Here is a 12,218-nt window from a genome sequence, read left to right on the forward strand (position 1 = left end):
TTACTCCTCCATCACGCCCTTGCGACCCAACAGGCCGCGGGGCCGGGTCAGCAGGATGATGATTGCCACAAGGTAGATGATGATCTGGTCGATGCCGGGCAGGATCGACTTGATCTCGTTCATCGAGGCGAAGGCCTCGAGGATGCCCAGCAGGAAGCCTGCGGCGACGGCACCGGGCAGGGAGCCCATGCCGCCGACCACGACAACGACGAAGCTGAGGACCAGGAAGTCCATCCCCATGTGGTAGTTTGGTGAGTTGATCGGCGCGTACATCGCCCCGGCGAGGCCCGCCACCGCGGCGGCGAGGCCGAACATGATGGTAAAGCGGCGGTCGATGTTGATGCCCAGCAGGCCGACGGTCTCGCGGTCCGCCATACCGGCGCGCACGACCATCCCGAAGGTGGTGAACTGCAGGAAGGCAAAGACAGCGCCGATGATGACGGCGGCGAAGGCAAAGTAGACCATGCGCCAGTAGGGGTAGATGATCACGTTGGGATCAAAGCCCAGCAACTGGCCGAAATCGAAGGAGCCTCGGAACGCCGCGGGCGCGCCGGTGGGGATCGGGTTGGCGCCGTAGTAGTGCTTGACGATCTCCTGCAGCACGATGGCGAGGCCGAAGGTCACGAGGATCTGGTCGGCATGGGGGCGCTTGTAGAAGTGCTTGATCAGCCCGCGTTCCATCACGTAGCCGATGATCAGCATCACCGGGATCGCCAGAAGGATCGACAGCGGCACCGCCCAGTCGACGAGACTGGCGCCGACATCGGGGCCGAACCAGGCCTCCACGTAGTGCGTCTTGATCTTCATCGGCTTGCCGAGGAAGTCGGTCTTGGTCGGATCGACCGTTTCAAAGCTGAGGGTCAGCAGGCGCTGCATCGTGACCGCGCAGAAGGCGCCGATCATGAAGAGCGCCCCGTGGGCGAAGTTGACCACGCCGAGCGTGCCGAAGATCAGGGTCAGCCCGAGCGCGATCAGCGCATAGGCCGAACCCTTGTCGAGCCCGTTCAGGATTTGAAGGATGATTGCGTCCATCGGTCCCCACCTGGAATGTGAGTTGTCAGAGTCGGTCCGCCGCCCGCATCAGCCGGGGACGGTTGCAGGATGGGTTGGGCCCATCCTGCTCCGGGTCTCGTGGATGGGATGGGGCGGTGCCCCATCCGTGTTCTGGTTCAGGCGCCGGGGTTGCACTGGCCGAGTTCGCCACCGGCGAACATCGGGTGATCCGGTTCGTACCAGACCTGTGCCACCGGGGTGACCTCGACGATTTCCACCAGGTGGAATTCGTCCGAGGGGTTTTCGGCGCCGCGCACCACCAGAACGTCCTTGAAGCACTGGTGATCCGCGCTGCGGTAGAGGGTCTGGCCATTGCCGAGGCCGTCGAACAGGAAGCCCTTGTTCGAGTCCGAGCTGATGCCCGGCAGCGAGCTGTCGCCGGCAACCAGCGCCTCGCCCACGGCGCAGGGGTCGAACGAACCCGCCCGTTCCACGGCGTCCGCATAGAGCAGGGTCTGGGCATAGCAGGTCTGTGCGGCCTGGCTCGGCGGGAAGCCGTACTTGGTGCCGAAGGACTGCACGAAGGCCTTGGTGCCCTCGTCTTCCAGTTTCCAGTCCCAGTTCTGCGAGCCGACGATACCGGCGATGTTCTTGCCCGCACCCTTGGCCATCAGCTCGGAGTAGAGCGGCACGACGATTTCGAAGTTCTTGCCGTTCACCTGCTTTTCACGCAGGCCGAACTGCACGGCGTTGGTCAGCGAGTTGACCATGTTCCCGCCGTAGTGGTTCAGGACCAGCACGTCGGCGCCAGAGTTGATGACCGGCGCGATGTAGGAGCTGAAGTCGGTCTGGGCGAGCGGGGTCAGCACGTTGTTGACGGTCTGCCAGCCCATGGCCTCGGTCGCGGCCTGGATCGATTCCTGCTGCGTCCAGCCCCAGGTGTAGTCTGCGGTCAGGTGATAGGCGCGGCGCTCTTTCCCGTAGAGTTTTTCCAGCACGGGGGCGAGGGCGGCGGCGGACATGTAGGCGTTGAAGAAGTGGCGATAGCCGTTCGCTTTCTTGTCCTTGCCGGTGGTGTCGTTCGAGTGGGTGAGACCCGCCATGAAGATCACGCCGGCTTCCTGGCAGAGGCCCTGCACGGCCACGGCAACGCCCGAGGACGAGCCGCCGGTGATCATGATGGCACCGTCCTTTTCGATCATCGACTTGGCCGATGCGCGGGCGGCGTCCGACTTGGTCTGCGTGTCGCCGGTGACGTACTCGACCTTCTTGCCGAGGATCCCGTTCCCTTTCAGCGCCTTGGAGCTGAAGGTGTTCATCATGCCGCCGTCGCCTTCACCATTCAGGTGCTCGACGGCCAACTGGTACGCCCGCAGTTCGTCCGCGCCTTCGTCGGCATAGGGGCCGGTCTGGGGTACGTTGAAGCCGAGAGTAACGCTGCTGCCGGTCGGTTCGTTGGTATAGGCCGAGGCGGATGAGGCGGTGAAAATGGTTGGCAATGCGACACCGGCGCCCGCAATGGCACCGGTTTTCAGCATGCCACGCCGCGTGACATCTGTCTTGGACATGAAAATCCTCCCTTTTGTGAAACGCAAGGCGACGCTCCTCAACGACGCATTGCTGGCACTTCTGTGCAAATCGAAGTGTTGGGCAGGGTGGAAAATTTCGCAATAAGCTACTTGATTTTAACGATATTTCTGTAAACAAATAAACAGGGGAGAGAGGGTTTCTGTAAATACACTTATATCGCAGCGCAGAAAGCCTTTGAAATAAAAGGATAAGGAGGAGGAATGCCGCGTGACAGCCTCACCGGAAGCCGGATCCGCGAGCGGAGGCTGATCTCTGGCCTGCGCCAGGCCGACCTTGCAAAGCAGATAGGTATCTCGGCCTCCTACCTCAACCTGATCGAACACAACCGCCGCAGAATCGGCGGAAAACTACTGCTCAACATCGCCCGGGTGCTCGGGGTCGAGCCCTCCATGCTGACCGAGGGGGCGGAGGCGGCGCTGATCGCCACGCTGCGCGAGGCGGCGGCGGATGCGGGCGCGGTCCAGGCCGAGACCGATCGGGCCGACGAATTCGCCGGGCGCTTTCCGGGCTGGGCCGAAGTGCTGGCACTGGGCTATCGCCGCATCGCGACGCTGGAAAACACGGTGGAAACCCTGTCGGACCGGCTGACCCACGACCCACACCTTGCGTCGTCCTTGCACGAGGTCCTCTCGACCGCCGCCGCCATCCGGTCGACCGCGTCGATCCTTGCCGAGACCGGCGAACTGGAGGCCGAGTGGCGCGACAGGTTCCACCGCAACCTGAACGTCGATAGCCGGCGTCTGGCGGAGAGCAGCAAGGCGCTAGTCCGTTATCTCGACGACAGCGAAAGCGGCGAGGCGCGACGGGGCGTGCCACGGGAAGAGGCGGAGGCGCTTGTCGCGGCGCGCGGATACCATTTCCCCGAGCTCGAGACCGGAGCCGAGACCCCGGAGGAGGTCGTCGCGGCGGACCGGGGTCTTGCGTCGAATGCGGCGCGGCACATCGCGCGGGATTTTCTGATCCAGTATCAGAGCGATGCAACGGACCTGCCGCTTGCTCCCTTCAGCGAGGCGCTCGGTCGGCTGGGGCCGGACCCGCTGGCGCTCGCCGCAACGCTCGGCGCGGGCATCCCGCAGGTCATGCGGCGGCTCGGCGCCATGCCCGAGGCGCTGGTGCCGGGTGGCGTCGGTCTTGTGATCTGCGACGCTTCGGGCAGCGTGCTGTTCCGCCGGAACGTCAACGGCTTTGCCATGCCCCGGTTCGGGGCGCCATGCCCCCTCTGGCCTCTCTACCTCGCGCTGTCCCGCCCCTTGGTCCCGGTGCGCCGCCGCGTCGTGCAACTGGGCCGGTCCGCCGCGCAGTTCGACTGTGTGGCCTATGCCTGGCCACAGGGCGTGTCGGGTGCGACCGAGGACCCGCTCTATCAGGCAGGGATGCTGATCCTGCCCGTTGCCGCAGGTGACACGAACGAAAGCACACCGAGAGAGGTCGGCAGCAGCTGCCGGGTCTGCCCGCAGCAGGGCTGCCCGGCGCGGCGCGAGGCCTCGATCCTGCGGGCGGAGTTCTGAGACCGTACACCTTATGCTGCAGAGCGGCTCAATCGCGGAGCGCGGTACCAAAGAGTTTTGACAGGGCAAACGGCGCGGGTCTAGATTGCTCCGACCCCGGCACCGTCCGCCGGGGTCCTTGGGGGAGGAAGGACGAACATGGGCCGAAGCGTTCTGCTGATAGAGGACGAGCCGAACATCATAGAAGCAATCCGGTTCCTGCTGACGCGGGATGGCTGGGAGGTCGATACCCATTCCGACGGGACGGATGCGGTCGAGAAGGTGCGGGCGGGACGGCCCGACCTCGTGATACTGGACATGATGCTGCCGGGGCGGAGCGGCATGGACATCCTGCGCGACCTGCGCGGCATCGACGACCTGAAGACACTGCCAGTACTGATGCTGACCGCACGCGGGCAGGCCCGTGACCGCGAGATGGCGGAAAAGGCAGGCGTCAGCCGGTTCATGACCAAGCCGTTCTCCAACGCCGAGGTCATGACTGCCGTGCGGGATCTCGTGGCGCAGGCGTCAAAGTCATGAGCGAGGGCGCCGGGGAACCGCCGGGCGCCAAGGTGGTGTTCCTCGAACGCCAGAGCTATCGCCGTCGGCGCCTGATGGATGCGGCCCGGCTCTTGCCGCTGCTGGGCGCGGGTCTGTTCCTCGTACCCCTGCTCTGGCCCGAGGCGGAGGGCGGGCCGGAAGGCGAGGCGGTGACGATGTCGAGCGCCTTTCTCTACGTCTTTGGCTGCTGGGCCGCGCTGATCGCGGCGGCCGCCGTCTTCGGGCTGAGCGCCCGGCACTGGGGACGCTCCGAAGGCATGGGCGGCCAGGGGCGGGACTGATGGCCTCGCTGAACCTGCTCCTGCTGGTCTGCTTCGGTTACGTGGCCCTGCTGTTCGGGGTCGCCTTCGCGGCGGATCGAATGGCGGCGAAGGGGCGCAGTACATGGCTGCGCTCGCCATTGGTCTACACCCTGTCGCTGTCGATCTACTGCACTGCCTGGACCTTCTACGGGGCGGTTGGCTACGCCGCACGGTCGGGGCTCGAATTCGTCACCATCTACCTTGGCCCGACGCTGGTCATGGTCGGCTGGTGGTGGGGTCTGCGCAAACTGGTCCGCATCGGGCGCAGCCAGCGGATCACCTCCATCGCCGACCTGCTGTCGTCGCGCTATGGCAAATCCAACGTGCTGGCGATCGGGGTAACCATCCTCGCCGTGATCGGCGTAACCCCTTACATTTCCCTGCAACTCCAGTCCATTACGTTGTCTTTCTCAATCTTTGCAGAAGCTGACCCGACGCGCGGTTACCACGAGGATTCGAGCGTGATATGGGTTGCCGCCGGGCTGGCGGTCTTTGCCATCCTGTTCGGCACGCGCAACCTCGACGCCAACGAACGCCACCACGGCGTTGTCATGGCCATCGCGCTGGAGGCGGTGGTCAAGCTTGTGGCACTGCTGGCCGTCGGCATCTTCGTGGTCTGGGGGCTCTCGGGCGGCGTGGCCGGGACCCTGGCGCGCATCGACGCCTCGCCCATCGGCCACTGGCGCGTCGATGGCGGACGATGGACGGCGATCACCTTCCTTGCCGCCGCCGCCTTTGTCTGCCTGCCGCGCATGTTCCAGGTGATGGTGGTCGAGAATGACGACGAGCGCCACCTGCGCACGGCGGCATGGGCGTTCCCATTCTACCTGCTGCTGATGAGCCTTTTCGTAGTTCCCATCGCCGCGGTCGGGTTGGACCTGATGCCGGCCTGGGAGAACCCCGATCTCTTCGTGCTGACGGTGCCCCTGAGCCAGGGGCGCGAGGGGCTGGCGATGCTCTCCTTCATCGGCGGTTTCTCGTCGGCGACGTCCATGGTGATCGTGGCAGCGATGGCGCTGTCGACCATGCTTTCGAACCACGTGGTGATGCCGATCTGGCTCTCCTCCCGCAAGCAGGGCGCGTCGCAGTCAGGGGATGTGCGCAAGGTCGTCCTGCTGGCCCGCCGCGTGGCCATTGGCGGGATCATGGCGCTTGGCGTGCTCTACTTCCAGCTCTCGGGCGGCGGCGCTGCGCTGGCCGCCATCGGCCTGATCTCATTCGCCGGGGTGGCCCAGATCCTGCCCGCGCTGGTCGGCGGGCTTTACTGGCGCGGCGCGACCCGGACGGGGGCGCTGGCAGGGCTGGGCATCGGCTTTGCCATCTGGCTGTTTTCGCTGCTGCTGCCGGGGCTCGGCAACGGCCTCCTGTCCAGCAAAGTCATGGCAGAGGGGCTCTTCGGCCTCGGCTGGCTGCGCCCGCACGCACTGTTCGGGATCGAGGGGCTGGACCCGATCGTGCATTGCGTCCTCTGGAGCCTCACGCTCAACACGATGGTCTTCTGCATCGTCTCGCTGGCAAGTTTCCCAAGCCCGCTGGAGCGGCTGCAGGGCGCCCAGTTCGTCAACATCTACGACCACTCCGCCGGCCCGCGCGGCTGGACCGGTTCGGTGGCGCAGAGCGAGGACCTGATGGTCATGACCCAGCGTATCCTCGGCGCCAAGGACGCGCGCGCGCTGTTCCAGCGCGAGGCGGCGCTGCAGGGGGGGCGCGGCCATCTGCCCGAGCCCACGCCAGCTTTCCTCGAACGCCTCGAGCGCCAGCTCGCCGGATCGGTCGGGGCGGCCACGGCGCACGCCATGATCGGGCAAATCGTCGGCGGCAGCTCGGTCTCGGTGCAGGACCTGCTGGCGGTCGCCGATGAATCCGCGCAGATGCTGGAGTATTCCAGCAAGCTCGAAGCGCAGTCGGCCGAACTCAGCCGGACCGCCGGAAAGCTGCGCGAAGCCAACGAAAAGCTGACGCAGATCTCGTTGCAGAAGGATGCGTTCCTGAGCCAGGTCAGCCACGAACTCCGCACCCCCATGACCTCGATCCGGGCCTTCTCGGAGATCCTGCGCGATACCGAGGGGCTGTCGCAGGAGGAAAAACGCCGGTACGCGGCGATCATCCACGACGAAGCGGTGCGCCTGACCCGGCTGCTGAACGACCTGCTGGATCTCTCGGTTCTGGAAAGCGGGCAAGTGAGCCTGAACGTAAGTTCCGGCCCGCTGTCGCAGGTGCTCGACCACGCGGTGTCCTCGGCTCTGCCGGGCGATGGCCGCGCCCTCACCATCCATCGCAATCGCGAAGGCGAGGAGATGACCCTCCGGTCCGACCTCGACCGGCTGGCACAGGTTTTCATCAACCTCATCGCCAACGCGCAGAAATACTGCGATGCAGACAAGCCCGAACTGCGGATCGAGACAAGGGTCGAGCATGATCGACTGCTGGTCGATTTCATCGACAATGGCAGCGGTGTTCCCGTGGACTCGCAGGCGCTTGTCTTCGAAAAATTCGCCCGCGTCGGTGCCGAAAAGGCGGGCGGGGCGGGGCTCGGCCTCGCCATCTCGCGCGAGATCATGGAACGGCTGGGCGGCGATATCCGCTACCTGCCGGGGCAGGGTGGCGGCGCGTTCCGCGTGGTGCTGCCCGGACGGGGCAAAATGGCCGCCGAGTAGAGCGGGTGTAAAGCGGATCGTAACCATCGCCGCTTAGACCGGCCTGACAGGCAACCCCGGAGCCGGGCCGGAGGCGATGGCAGCGACAGGACCGATATCAGCGAAGCAGCGCAAGATGGCTGCGGGCCGCGAGGCTGCGCCATCGGGCGGTCGCTCGGCGCTGGCGGCGCTTCGGCTGGGTCTGGCGCGTGCCGCGCGGGACGAACTGGGGATGCCCGTCCTCGTCATCGGGGCGACCCGGTCGCGCGTCGCGCAGGACGGGCTGGAACAGGTGATGGGCGACGAACGTCTGCTGATCCTGCTGGACGGGCCGGAGGGGCGGGTCGGGGCGGCGGACCTTGACCGCAGCTGCATCGCCGCGCTGATCCAGCATCAGACCACCGGGCAAGTCACCTCGGCCGAACCGGCGGACCGGCCCTTCACCAACACCGATGCAGCCCTCGCAGCCCCATTGCTGGACGCGGCAATCGAACGGGCCTGCGCGCTGACGGAACTACCGGATGAAAAGCTGCTGCTGGGTGGCTTTCGCTTCGGTGCGCGGGCGGCCAACCTCAGGGCTCTCCAGCTGGCCGTCGATGCGGCCCGGTTCCGCCTGTTCGACCTGACGCTCGACTTTGCGGGCGGGGTCCGGCAGGGCAACCTCCGCCTGCTGCTGCCCGAACCCGAGGTTGCCGAGACGGGCGAACTGCCCGCCGGGGCGGACCGGATGGAGCGCGTGGTCGGCGCCGCGCGGGCCGAGCTCACGGTGAACATCGGCCGGCTCCAGCTCTCCCTGACGGAGCTGTCGCGGCTCGCGCCCGGGGCGCTGTTGCCGCTGGAGGAGCCGCTGCTCGACCGCGCCGAGGTGCTGACCATCGAGGGCAGGCAGGTCGCGGCGGCCCACCTCGGTCAGGCCGGCGGGTTCAAGGCGATCCGGCTCCTGTCGGCGCCAGTGGTCCGGGGGGGCGTGCCGCAGGGCTTCGAGCCCGGCGCGCCGCTGCCCGGTGCGGAAGATGGCGGGATGCCGCCAGGGGATTTCCCTGCGCTCGCGACGGACACGGCGGACTGGCCGGGCGACGAGGCCCCGGCGATGTCCTTGCCCATCAACGACGATCAGGATTTCGGGCTGGACGACCTCAGCCCGGAGGACGCGGCACAGGAAATCACCGAACTCGCAGGGCTCGGCGATGATGTTCTAACGGGAGAGGGGGGAGAGGCGGACTGGCCCGCGATGGGCGAGGGCCTGCCGGCCCTGCCCGAAGAGGAATGACCGCTCAGCCGAGGGTGGCGAACTGCTGGATCAGCGGCCGCAGGTGGTCGAGCTGGTAGCCCGCGTTCGCGGTGGTCTCCAGAATATCGTCCGCCGACATGCTCGGTGCCTGACCGAGTGCCCAGACCACCGAACAGCGGGTGCCGGAGGCGCAATAGGCAAGGACCGGACCTTCGGAGCCTTCGATCATCTCGCGCTGACGCGCCACGTTCTCGGGCGTCATGGTCTGATGGGTCAGTTCCAGCACCTCGAAGCGCAGACCCTGCGCCTCGGCGGCTTCGCGCATCGCGGCGGCCTGAAGGCTGGAGGGCACCTCGGCATCGGGCCGGTTGCAGATCACGGTGGTGAAACCCGCCTCGGCCGCTTCCCGAAAGTCGTCGGGAGCCAGTTGGGGCGAAACGAAATAGCGGGGGGTAAGCTGATGTGCGTTCATGGCAATTCCTTAAGCCGCCGCCGGGGTCCTGTCCAGCCGCGCCGTGATGGTCGGTGCGAGTCCCATGCCGATCAGCATGGCCGCGAGGAAGACGAAACCGCCCCAACCGCCGTAGGACAGCGAGGCGAGCGAGGGGCCGGGGCAGAGCCCGGCCAGCCCCCAGCCGACCCCGAACAGGACCGAGCCGATCACCAACCGATTGTCGATATCCGCGCGCGGTGCCTTCGGGAACTCTCCGCCCACCACCGGGCGACGGCCGATGGTCAGCCGCCAGGCGATGGCCATGGGGATCATCGCCCCGCCCATCACGAAGGCGAGTGTCGGGTCCCACTGGCCGAAAACGTCAAGCCAGCCCTGAACCTTGGTGGTGTCGGTCATGCCGGAGATGAACAGCCCGGCTCCGAAGAGGCCGCCGGAGAGCAGTGCAAGGAGAATGCGCATCAGATGATCCCCAACCCGTGACGGAACAGAACGATGCTGAGCCCGCCTGCAAGTATGTAGAAGACGGTCGCCACGATCCCGCGCAGCGACAGCCGCGATATGCCACAGACGCCGTGGCCCGAGGTGCAGCCGTTGGCGATCCGCGTCCCGATGCCCACGCAGAGCCCGGCAGCGACGAGGACCAGCCAATTGCCGGTGACATGGGTGGATTTGTCCGGCGCAAACAGCAGCATCAGCACCGCCGGCACCGCGATCAGCGCGGCGATAAAGGCGATGCGCTCGGCGGCATTGGCTCGGCCCGAGCCGTCGACCAGTCCGCCGATGATCCCGCTGGCACCCATCACGCGGCCATTGCCAAGGAGGAAGACCGCCCCGGCCAGCCCGATGATGAGGCCGCCGATCAGCCCGAGTATCCAATCCTGTTCCATCTGTTACCTTCTGTCGTAAGTTCTGCGAAACCGGCAGTCAGAGCTTGTTGACCGGCAGCTTCAGGAAAACGTTGCCCTTTTCGTCCGCCGGGGGCATCTGGCCCGCGCGCATGTTCACCTGCAACGACGGCAGGATGAGGCGCGGCATCCCGAGCGTCGCATCGCGGGCATCGCGCATGGCCACGAAGTCCTCGATCGGACGGCCCTTGCCGATGTGGACGTTCAGCGCCTTCTGTTCGCCCACGGTGGTTTCCCAGGCGTACTGATCGCGGCCCGGTGCCTTGTAATCGTGACCCACGAAGATGCGCGTTTCGTCGGGCAGGGCGAGGATCTTCTGGATCGACGCATACATGGTCGCCGAGGAGCCTCCGGGGAAATCGCAGCGCGCCGTGCCGAAGTCGGGCATGAACAGGGTGTCACCCACGAAGGCGGCGTCACCGATCACGTAGGTCATGCAGGCAGGGGTGTGGCCCGGCGTATGCAGAACGTCGCCGCGCAGCTGGCCGATGTGAAAGCTGTCGCCCTCGGTGAACAGGGCGTCGAACTGCGACCCGTCCCGCTGGAACTCGGTGCCCTCGTTGAAGATCTTGCCGAAGGTGTCCTGCACCACGGTGATGTTGGCGCCGATCCCGATCTTGCCGCCCAGCTCTTGCTGGAGGTAGGGCGCGGCGGACATGTGGTCGGCGTGGACGTGGGTTTCGAGAACCCATTCCACCTTGAGGCCTGTCTTCTTCACGTAGGCGATGATCTCGTCCGCGGAGGCGGTCGAGGTGCGTCCCGACGCCTGGTCGAAATCCAGCACGCTGTCGATGATGGCACATGCGGTGCCCTGCGGATCGCGAACGACGTAGGAGGCGGTGTTGGTGACCTCGTCGAAAAACGCGGTCACTTCGGGTTTGATGGACGCGGTCATGCGACTCTCCCTCGGCTGTGTGACATACACATAGCATTTTATGAATATGTTTCAAGCGGCGATTCTGAGAGTGGCACGGGCTCCCTTGGCGCGTGTGCGGCGACATTTCGCCTGAACCAGAGGCAGAGCGGTGTGAACTGCCTGAAATCGACGCATGAAATCAGTCGGATGAGCGAGGGCGGGGCGAAATTCGGCCGGTGGGCGATTCACCGCAAGGTGAGGGGTGGTTCCTGTGCTATGGTCCATCCCGCAGGGGCTCATGCCAAGAGGGGAGGCTGACATGACCGATCAAGACCTGTCTCAAACCGCACGACAACTGGAGGCCAGGATCATCGCCGCCAGTGCTGCCAAGAGGCTGGAACTCCAGCCGCAGTTCAACCGTGTGCTGGAGCGCCTCGCGCGCAACGGCGAACATGTTCCGGCAAGGCTACGCAATCTGAACGCCGTGCTGCTGGACGAGGCCATCGAAGACCGTTTCGACAATCTGCCGATCTGATCGAACGTCACCCGGCCGGTGCGGTCAGCTCAGGATCGCTCCGGCCACGACCATCATCAACCCGAGAACCGAGACGAAGAGGGCGCCGAGATTGATCGGCAGCACCCGTGCGAGCACCGCGCGGAGCTGTTCGTCGGTCAGGCCGGCGCGGCGCGCCTTCATCACCTTGAGGATGCACCAGATCACGCCGGCAAGCCCCGCGAGCGAGAGGGCCGCTCCGACCCAGATCACGATGTCCAACATGCCCGAATACTCCGTTTCCGACTGAGAGCCGCCTAACGGATCGCGCGGCATCGCGCAACCCGGCCCGCCAGAGCAACTGAGACTTGCAGCGCGTCCGGGCGGGCGCTATCCGGCTTGGAGCGCAAGAGCAAACGCCGAGGTAGGATACATGGAAACCGATTTGGGAAATGCAGAGAAGGTCACCGCGGACCGTCTGCGCAGCTTTGTCGAGCGGATCGAACGGCTCGAGGACGAGAAGAAGGAAGTCGCCGAGCAGATCAAGGAAGTCTTCGCCGAACTGAAAGGCGAGGGGTTCGATGCCGCCGCGATCCGGACGATCGTGAAGCGCCGCAAGCAGGACGCCGACAAGCTCGCCGAGCAGGAGGCCGTGCTCGACCTCTACATGTCGGCTCTCGGCATGGTCTGAATTCAGAGCCGGGTACGGT

Annotated in this window: 14 protein-coding genes; 7 read left to right on the plus strand and 7 right to left on the minus strand. The window is 65.8% G+C overall.

Going from position 1 to position 12,218, the window contains the following annotated elements; translation table 11 throughout:
- The gene (locus DDT93_RS01415; RefSeq protein WP_109464005.1) at positions 1-1,032 is read right to left on the minus strand and encodes a branched-chain amino acid ABC transporter permease; all 1,032 of its coding nucleotides are present in this window, start codon (positions 1,030-1,032) and stop codon (positions 1-3) included.
- A 137-nt stretch (positions 1,033-1,169) separates the two neighbouring features.
- Positions 1,170-2,561, minus strand: a complete 1,392-nt coding sequence (locus tag DDT93_RS01420; RefSeq protein WP_109464006.1) for a substrate-binding protein — start codon at positions 2,559-2,561, stop codon at positions 1,170-1,172.
- Positions 2,562-2,783: 222 nt separating this feature from the next.
- Between DDT93_RS01420 and DDT93_RS01425 the strand changes: the two genes are divergently transcribed.
- The 5 genes from DDT93_RS01425 (at position 2,784) to DDT93_RS01445 (ending at position 8,839) form a co-directional block, all read left to right on the plus strand.
- The gene (locus DDT93_RS01425) at positions 2,784-4,091 is read left to right on the plus strand and encodes a helix-turn-helix domain-containing protein (protein WP_109464007.1); all 1,308 of its coding nucleotides are present in this window, start codon (positions 2,784-2,786) and stop codon (positions 4,089-4,091) included.
- Between the two features lie 138 nt (positions 4,092-4,229).
- A complete protein-coding gene (locus tag DDT93_RS01430; protein ID WP_109464008.1) occupies positions 4,230-4,610 on the plus strand; it encodes a response regulator transcription factor in 381 nt (126 codons plus the stop codon).
- The gene (locus tag DDT93_RS01435) at positions 4,607-4,912 is read left to right on the plus strand and encodes a hypothetical protein (protein WP_109464009.1); all 306 of its coding nucleotides are present in this window, start codon (positions 4,607-4,609) and stop codon (positions 4,910-4,912) included. Before DDT93_RS01430 ends, DDT93_RS01435 begins: the two co-directional genes overlap by 4 nt.
- Positions 4,912-7,590 (plus strand): sensor histidine kinase, encoded by a 2,679-nt coding sequence (locus DDT93_RS01440; RefSeq protein WP_109464010.1) that lies wholly within the window; start codon positions 4,912-4,914, stop codon positions 7,588-7,590. Before DDT93_RS01435 ends, DDT93_RS01440 begins: the two co-directional genes overlap by 1 nt.
- Positions 7,591-7,705: 115 nt before the next feature.
- Positions 7,706-8,839 carry a FliM/FliN family flagellar motor switch protein gene (locus DDT93_RS01445; RefSeq protein ID WP_109464011.1) on the plus strand — a complete coding sequence of 378 codons (1,134 nt, stop codon included), beginning with the start codon at positions 7,706-7,708 and terminating at the stop codon, positions 8,837-8,839.
- Between the two features lie 4 nt (positions 8,840-8,843).
- Here DDT93_RS01445 and DDT93_RS01450 read toward each other — a convergent pair whose 3' ends face one another.
- The 4 genes from DDT93_RS01450 to DDT93_RS01465 are packed head-to-tail and all read right to left on the minus strand — an operon-like array spanning position 8,844 to position 11,042.
- Positions 8,844-9,272 (minus strand): TIGR01244 family sulfur transferase, encoded by a 429-nt coding sequence (locus DDT93_RS01450; protein WP_109464012.1) that lies wholly within the window; start codon positions 9,270-9,272, stop codon positions 8,844-8,846.
- A gap of 9 nt (positions 9,273-9,281) precedes the next feature.
- Complete coding sequence (locus tag DDT93_RS01455) at positions 9,282-9,713, minus strand: DUF6691 family protein (RefSeq protein ID WP_109464013.1); 432 nt, start codon at positions 9,711-9,713, stop codon at positions 9,282-9,284.
- Positions 9,713-10,141, minus strand: a complete 429-nt coding sequence (locus tag DDT93_RS01460) for a YeeE/YedE family protein (protein ID WP_109464014.1) — start codon at positions 10,139-10,141, stop codon at positions 9,713-9,715. The genes DDT93_RS01455 and DDT93_RS01460 overlap by 1 nt, the downstream gene beginning before the upstream one ends.
- Positions 10,142-10,178: 37 nt before the next feature.
- Positions 10,179-11,042 (minus strand): MBL fold metallo-hydrolase, encoded by an 864-nt coding sequence (locus DDT93_RS01465; protein ID WP_109464730.1) that lies wholly within the window; start codon positions 11,040-11,042, stop codon positions 10,179-10,181.
- A 292-nt stretch (positions 11,043-11,334) separates the two neighbouring features.
- Here DDT93_RS01465 and DDT93_RS01470 point away from each other — a divergent pair, with 292 nt between their 5' ends.
- On the plus strand, positions 11,335-11,550 hold the full coding sequence (locus DDT93_RS01470; protein ID WP_109464015.1) for a hypothetical protein: 216 nt from the start codon (positions 11,335-11,337) through the stop codon (positions 11,548-11,550).
- Positions 11,551-11,574: 24 nt separating this feature from the next.
- Here the strand turns inward: DDT93_RS01470 and DDT93_RS01475 are convergent, their stop codons facing one another.
- On the minus strand, positions 11,575-11,793 hold the full coding sequence (locus DDT93_RS01475) for a hypothetical protein (RefSeq protein ID WP_109464016.1): 219 nt from the start codon (positions 11,791-11,793) through the stop codon (positions 11,575-11,577).
- Between the two features lie 148 nt (positions 11,794-11,941).
- On the opposite strand from DDT93_RS01475, the gene DDT93_RS01480 reads away from it, so the two are divergent.
- A complete protein-coding gene (locus DDT93_RS01480; protein WP_109464017.1) occupies positions 11,942-12,199 on the plus strand; it encodes a DUF2312 domain-containing protein in 258 nt (85 codons plus the stop codon).
- Positions 12,200-12,218: the final 19 nt, after the last annotated feature.

The organism is Albibacillus kandeliae (genome assembly GCF_003116585.1).
In the GTDB taxonomy this organism is placed as follows: domain Bacteria; phylum Pseudomonadota; class Alphaproteobacteria; order Rhodobacterales; family Rhodobacteraceae; genus Albibacillus; species Albibacillus kandeliae.

Excerpts from the sequence above, each read along its gene's own strand:
- DDT93_RS01415 (WP_109464005.1), bottom strand. The coding sequence starts at position 1,032 with ATGGACGCAATCATCCTTCAAATCCTGAACGGGCTCGACAAGGGTTCG.
- DDT93_RS01420 (WP_109464006.1), bottom strand. The coding sequence starts at position 2,561 with ATGTCCAAGACAGATGTCACGCGGCGTGGCATGCTGAAAACCGGTGCC.
- DDT93_RS01425 (WP_109464007.1), top strand. The coding sequence starts at position 2,784 with ATGCCGCGTGACAGCCTCACCGGAAGCCGGATCCGCGAGCGGAGGCTG.
- DDT93_RS01430 (WP_109464008.1), top strand. The coding sequence starts at position 4,230 with ATGGGCCGAAGCGTTCTGCTGATAGAGGACGAGCCGAACATCATAGAA.
- DDT93_RS01435 (WP_109464009.1), top strand. The coding sequence starts at position 4,607 with ATGAGCGAGGGCGCCGGGGAACCGCCGGGCGCCAAGGTGGTGTTCCTC.
- DDT93_RS01440 (WP_109464010.1), top strand. The coding sequence starts at position 4,912 with ATGGCCTCGCTGAACCTGCTCCTGCTGGTCTGCTTCGGTTACGTGGCC.
- DDT93_RS01445 (WP_109464011.1), top strand. The coding sequence starts at position 7,706 with ATGGCTGCGGGCCGCGAGGCTGCGCCATCGGGCGGTCGCTCGGCGCTG.
- DDT93_RS01450 (WP_109464012.1), bottom strand. The coding sequence starts at position 9,272 with ATGAACGCACATCAGCTTACCCCCCGCTATTTCGTTTCGCCCCAACTG.
- DDT93_RS01455 (WP_109464013.1), bottom strand. The coding sequence starts at position 9,713 with ATGCGCATTCTCCTTGCACTGCTCTCCGGCGGCCTCTTCGGAGCCGGG.
- DDT93_RS01460 (WP_109464014.1), bottom strand. The coding sequence starts at position 10,141 with ATGGAACAGGATTGGATACTCGGGCTGATCGGCGGCCTCATCATCGGG.
- DDT93_RS01470 (WP_109464015.1), top strand. The coding sequence starts at position 11,335 with ATGACCGATCAAGACCTGTCTCAAACCGCACGACAACTGGAGGCCAGG.
- DDT93_RS01475 (WP_109464016.1), bottom strand. The coding sequence starts at position 11,793 with ATGTTGGACATCGTGATCTGGGTCGGAGCGGCCCTCTCGCTCGCGGGG.
- DDT93_RS01480 (WP_109464017.1), top strand. The coding sequence starts at position 11,942 with ATGGAAACCGATTTGGGAAATGCAGAGAAGGTCACCGCGGACCGTCTG.